The organism is candidate division KSB1 bacterium, assembly GCA_022562085.1.
Lineage (GTDB): Bacteria > Zhuqueibacterota > Zhuqueibacteria > Oceanimicrobiales > Oceanimicrobiaceae > Oceanimicrobium.
In genome coordinates this window covers 1-5,885 of record JADFPY010000294.1, presented here as the reverse complement: position 1 = coordinate 5,885, position 5,885 = coordinate 1, and the positions used below count along the sequence as shown (strand labels likewise).

General features: G+C 45.1%; 7 protein-coding genes. 6 read left to right on the top strand and 1 reads right to left on the bottom strand.

All coding sequences use genetic code 11. From position 1 onward, the window contains the following. Positions 1-20: 20 nt before the first annotated feature. Complete coding sequence (locus tag IH879_18425) at positions 21-917, bottom strand: DNA-3-methyladenine glycosylase 2 family protein (protein MCH7676901.1); 897 nt, start codon at positions 915-917, stop codon at positions 21-23. Positions 918-1,035: 118 nt separating this feature from the next. On the opposite strand from IH879_18425, the gene IH879_18420 reads away from it, so the two are divergent. The 6 genes from IH879_18420 to IH879_18395 form a co-directional block, all read left to right on the top strand. Beyond that, positions 1,036-1,887 carry a 1-acyl-sn-glycerol-3-phosphate acyltransferase gene (locus IH879_18420; protein MCH7676900.1) on the top strand — a complete coding sequence of 284 codons (852 nt, stop codon included), beginning with the start codon at positions 1,036-1,038 and terminating at the stop codon, positions 1,885-1,887. Next, entirely contained in the window at positions 1,884-3,017 is a 1,134-nt protein-coding gene (locus IH879_18415; GenBank protein ID MCH7676899.1) for an XdhC family protein, read from the top strand. Before IH879_18420 ends, IH879_18415 begins: the two co-directional genes overlap by 4 nt. 34 nt (positions 3,018-3,051) lie before the next feature. Next, positions 3,052-3,591, top strand: coding sequence for a signal peptidase II (gene lspA / locus IH879_18410; protein ID MCH7676898.1), 540 nt, complete (start codon positions 3,052-3,054; stop codon positions 3,589-3,591). A gap of 84 nt (positions 3,592-3,675) precedes the next feature. Continuing rightward, positions 3,676-4,875 carry an Nramp family divalent metal transporter gene (locus IH879_18405; GenBank protein MCH7676897.1) on the top strand — a complete coding sequence of 400 codons (1,200 nt, stop codon included), beginning with the start codon at positions 3,676-3,678 and terminating at the stop codon, positions 4,873-4,875. A gap of 118 nt (positions 4,876-4,993) precedes the next feature. Next, positions 4,994-5,461 (top strand): nucleoside deaminase, encoded by a 468-nt coding sequence (locus IH879_18400; GenBank protein MCH7676896.1) that lies wholly within the window; start codon positions 4,994-4,996, stop codon positions 5,459-5,461. A 116-nt stretch (positions 5,462-5,577) separates the two neighbouring features. Further along, a partial coding sequence (locus IH879_18395; GenBank protein MCH7676895.1) for an aminotransferase class III-fold pyridoxal phosphate-dependent enzyme occupies positions 5,578-5,885 on the top strand: 308 nt, incomplete at its 3' end.

Here is a 5,885-nt window from a genome sequence, read left to right as displayed (position 1 = left end):
AAAAGCGCTGGTCGTTGGGTTCATAACAAAGACCTGTATAAATAAAAAGTTGCATAAGCTTGCCAGTTGGTCCAGCCGGCAGCGAGTTTTCTGATTTCTTCGAGGGTCGGTTTTTGCTTTAAATTGAGCTGCAGCTTGATTGCGTTGTGCAGACCAATATCCTCAATCGGAAATGCCGACGGATCGCCAAGGCATCGCATGAGCACATAATTGGCTGTCCAGGGACCAATGCCGCGAATTTTGACCAAAGCGTTTTTTGCTTCATTGTAATCGTTTTTCTCTAACAAACTTTCTTTTGATAAATTGCCTGCTGCAATTTGTTCAGCCAAGCCGATTATATACTCAGATTTTTTCCCGGTAAACTGCAGTTTCATTAATTCAGCAACCGAAAGCTTTGCAATAATTTCCGAAGTTGGGAAAAGCCAGTAATCTCGATTCTCGTAGCTTGATTTTTCCCCGTAGTTTTCAATAAAACGCCGGTACAAAGTGTAAGCAAACGTCAGATTAATCTGCTGCCCTAAAATGGCCCAACAGAGCGCTTGAAACAAATCGTGGATTTTGATCAACCGCAGACCATAAAACCGGCTCACCAGATTTTTCAACAAGTTATCCTGGGCGGCGATTTTGTAAAACAGCGCTAAATCAGTTTCGAGATCAAACCATTCCCGCACATAATTTTTGATGAAGATTTTCGCCGAATCTTCGCTCACTGAATTCAGGAATGTGACTTTAATCACATTGTTGGCCGGGCAGCTTAATTCTAAAAGTATTTTTTTATCGTACAACTTCAGAAGTTTGCGAATCTTATCATTTTCGATAAAATGCAGTCTCTCTTGATTAGAGCGTCCGAGAAATTTCAAACATTCCTTGAAATCAAATTCTTTTGGGGCTGGTATTGAAACAGTAGATGAATATATATTAGCTTGACTTTGTGGCAATTCTGAGCTATTTTTTATGAGTTCATCCTGTTTTTCAGGATTGAATAAGTTATAAAATTAAACCAAAGAAGTCAATTTTCTTTCTCTTTAAATCAACATGAGCCTTCAACCAACTTCCGAACAATGGCAAGCTCTGCAGCCGGTCGAGCGCTTCAATTTCAAAGTTACGCATTCTATGAATTCTTCACCAATAATCCGGCCGATTCTCACCAAGATTGCTGTAGTCCTTGGCGGGCGGTGTGTTGAAATCGCTACGTCGAATATTGTTTTAGATCATGGCTTCGAGAATTTCGAAAAGATAGATCCGAATAAAGGCGTCCTGCTGGTTGTGAATCACAGAACATTTTACGACCAGTTTGTTATTTACGCGCGTTTGTTGCGTTTGTTTGGCACACATCGCAATGCTTATTTTCCGGTGAGAGCCAACTTTTTTTATGACAATCCACTCGGTTTATTTGTCAATCTTCCTTTTGCATTGGGAGGAATGTATCCACCTATTATTCGCGATAAAAAACGCCGGTTGTGGAATCAATATGCCACGGATTTGATGGCGGAGCTTGTGAAGAGCCCAGCCAATATGGTGGGTTTCCATCCGGAAGGCACCCGTAACCGAGGCCCGGATCCTTATGCGCTTCTGCCCGGTAAACCGGGATGTGGCGAATTGATTTTCCGGTCGAATCCAAATGTTGTGCCGGTTTTTTTGCAGGGTTTCATTAAGTCGCCTTTCAAGATGGTTCAAAAAAATTGGAGCAGCTCTCCCAAACCGGTCGTTCATATGGTTATGGGAGAACCGCTGGATTTCAGTGAAGAAGGTAAGTTGGAAGAGAATAGAAAAACCTTTCTTCTGATTTCGAAAAAAGTCATGGGTGCCATCGGCGAATTGGCCAAACGCGAGCAGGATATTCGTGCAAAGTTTGAAGGGAAAGTCCGGGAGACGGCTTTGCAATGAAAGAAGTCATCGAAGAAACTCTTCGGCTTTTGAAAAAAAAAGAACCCTGTGTTCTGGCCACTGTGGTTCGAACCAAAGGCATGACTCCCCAGAAAGCCGGCGCCAAGCAATTGATTCGACAGGATGGCAGCAGCGTCGGCACACTCGGCGGCGGCTGCGTGGAAGGAGACATCTGGTTTTATGCCAAGCAAATGCTGCGTGAAAAGAGCGGCCCGCAGTTTCGGGATTATTATTTAAACGAGGATGTTGCTGCCAAAGACGGACTGGTGTGTGGCGGCACGATGTACTTTTTTATCGAGCCTTTTTGGCAGCCACAGGCATATCTGCAGTTTGCTGACGAGATCACCAACGCATACCGGATTGGGCCGCCGGTTTCACTTGCCACCGTCATTTCAGGTCCGGATGAGAAGAGTCTGGGAAAGAAAACCCTAATTCGCGAAGACGGCAGCACGTTGGGTTCGCTGGAAAATGAAAAACTGCTGGCAGAAGTCATCAAAGTCGGTCGAAAACTCGCGGCTGTTGGGAAAAACCAAATTGTTCAAAGTGACGATGGCACTGAGGTCTATGTTGAAGGGTTCACGACCCCGCCAACACTTGTGATCATGGGCGGCGGACACGTCGGCCGGACTATTTACAACCTGGCTTTGACCCTCGGATTTCGAATTTATATTGTTGACGACCGCCCGGAATTCTCAAATAAAGAAAGGTTTCCGCAGGCCGCAGAAACAATTGTCGGGGATTTTGAAAATGGGCTGGACAACGTACCGGTTAATTTTAACACTTTTATTTTAGTTGCTACAAGAGGTCACCGTTACGATGACGCTGCTACTCGATCTGCTATCAAAACAGAGGCTCGTTATATCGGTCTGCTCGGAAGTAAACGCAAGAACCTGATGATTTTTCGAGACCTTCTTAAAAACGGCATTTCTCCGGATCGAATTAGGGAGATTAATGCACCGGTCGGGCTAAACATCGGGGCGCTTACTCCTGAGGAATTGGCGGTCAGCATTATGGCTGAAATTATCAAATGCATTCGCGGCGGCGATGGCAAACCTATGAAAATGGGCATGGAAAGTTTGCTCGAGCAGATTGAAATGTTGCCTGAACCGACTAAAAAGCCGGTTTTTTAGTTCATTCTAAAAGACAATTATAGAAACTCTTGACATGGCAAGTCTCCCAAAATTCTACTTAATCGTCCTAATCCTCTTCACCAGCATGGGTTTCGATCAAGTCAGCAAGAACATCGCTAAAAGCTCACTTGAAAATTCGCCCCCAATGTCTTATTTGGGCGAAACTTTCCGGCTGCAATATGCAGAAAATACCGGGTCATTTTTGAGTTTAGGATCGGGTTTGTCTAAAACCACTCGCTTCCTTCTTTTTACTTTTCTAAGCGGCGGGCTGCTAATTGCCCTCTTTTTCTACACAATCAAAAGCCGCGATTTGCAACGCAAGCATATTTTTGCACTTTCTTTGATTCTAGGCGGCGGTGCCAGCAACATGATTGACCGCATTGTCAACGACGGCAAAGTAATCGATTTTATGAATATGGGAATCGGCAGCTTGCGTACCGGCATTTTTAACATGGCTGATGTTTTAATTATGGTTGGCATTGCCTTCATTCTTCTTTTCAATTTTCAGTCTCATAATGAAAAAAGATCCCCATCCGAGGACACCGAATCTACTCAATCCAAATCCGCTTCATAAGCAGAAGGGATTCAATTGCATAGTCAACCCCAACCTCCCAATTTTCGAAATTGGAAAAGTTTCTTCACGATTCTCGGACCCGGGATTGCCATTGCAGCCACCGGAATAGGTGCGGGAGATATGGTGACTGCGACGGTGGCCGGTTCCAAGTACGGTTTTGCGATCATTTGGGCAGCAGCAGTGGGCGCTTTGCTTAAAGGAGTCCTCAACGAAGGTTTGGCGAGGTGGCAGTTGGCAACCGGCACAACTCTGCTGGAAGGGTGGGTGCAGCGATTGGGGAGGTGGGTACAGGTTTATTTTTTCATTTATTTAGTCCTTTGGTCGTTTGTAGTCGCCGGAGCGCTCATTTCGGCATGTGGATTGGCGGCTCATGCTATTGCCCCCGGACTGACAGTGGGAACCTGGGGAATTATTCATTCTATTGGCGCGGCCCTGGTCGTTCTATTCGGCGCTTATCGACATTTTGAGCGCCTGATGAAAATATTCATCGGCGTGATGTTTGTAACGATTTTGGGGTGCGCTTTGTTTGTGGCTTCGCCAATAACATCGCTTTCACAAACCGTTTCCACCGCCGCTATTCCGGCCGGGAGCGCGAAGTTTATTCTTGGTATTATTGGCGGCGTTGGCGGCAGCTTAACTTTATTGGCCTACGGTTACTGGATTCGGGAACGGGGCTGGCAAGGTGCAGCTTGGAAAAAAGCGGTGCGGGTTGATTTAACGGTTTCTTATGTCCTGACCGGTATTTTCGGAGTCGCGCTCATGATTTTGGCCGCAACCGTCCTTTTCGCACGCGGCCAAACCATCGAAGGCAGTAAAGGTGTTTTAGAAATGGCAGCCATTTTATCGCAGGTCATTGGACCGGTAGGACATTGGGCATTCTTAATTGGCTTCTGGGGGGCTGTCACCACATCGATGATCGGCGTTTGGCAAGGCGTGCCGTATCTTTTTTGTGATTTTGCCGGTTTAGTGAAGCGACTGCCTTCTGACCAACACAAAGCCATTGTCAACACTCGGTCGATTTGGTACCGCGGCTATTTGTTCTGGTTGGCGGTGCCGCCGATGCTGATTTTGCTTCTCGGTAAACCGGTCTGGGTGATCTTAATTTATTCGGTGGTTGCAGCGCTGTTTATGCCATTTTTGGCAGCAACACTTTTATATATGAACTCCCGGCGCGATTGGGTCGGAGAAGAGTTTCGGAACGGCTGGTTCACAATTGTTTCATTGGTGGCGTCGCTTCTGCTATTTGGCTACCTTTTAATGGATGCATTCCTGGCGCTGTTTTAGGCGAATAGCCGAACAACCGAAAAAAATCTACGTTTATTGAACTTGTTTTAAATTTCAAATTTATTAATTTCAAATATTCATATTAAGACAAAGAAATTTTCTTGAGGGAGCTGCGCTTATGGATAGAAAATTTATGCAACTTGCAATTGACAAGGCCAGGGTGGGCGGACAAAAAGGTCAGACTCCGTTTGGAGCGTGTATTGTTAAAAATAATGAGCTCATTTGCTGCGGGCACAATGTGGTCTGGGCAACTACCGACATCACGGCCCACGCCGAAGTTTACACCATTCGTGAAGCCTGCAAAAAACTCAAGACAATCGATTTATCGGAATGCACAATTTACTCCACTTGTGAGCCGTGCCCCATGTGTTTCAGCGCCATTCATTGGGCCAAGATTGATAAAATATTTTTTGGTGCCAAAATTGCGGACGCGCAAGGAATGGATTTTAACGAACTGACCATTTCAAATCAACAAATGAAAGAACTCGGCGGCAGTTCGGTTGAGATCGTTAGTGATTTTATGAAAAAAGAATGTCAGGCGCTTTTTCAGGAATGGGACGAATCTGGCAATAAAAAAGTATATTGAAAACATAAATTCGTTTTGAAAATTATGAAGTTTTTTTTAAATTATTCTCCGGCCAGACGTTGGCCTCTGAAACTTGCACAGCGAACCACCATTATTTTTAAGGAGAAACAAAAGTGATAAAAACAACTGAAGATTTTATTGCTCTTGAAGACAAATACGGCGCTCATAATTATCACCCGCTTGACATTGTCATTGCAAAAGCGGAAGGTGTTTGGGTTTATGACGTCAAGGGAAAGCGCTATCTCGATTGCCTGAGCGCCTACTCCGCTGTGAATCAAGGCCATTGTCATCCCAGGATTCTCGCGGCGCTTAAAGAGCAAGCGGAAAAAGTTACTTTAACCTCACGCGCTTTTCGAAACGATCAATTACCCCTGTTTTGTGAGAAGCTGGCGAAACTGTCAAATATGGAAATGGTTTTGCCAAT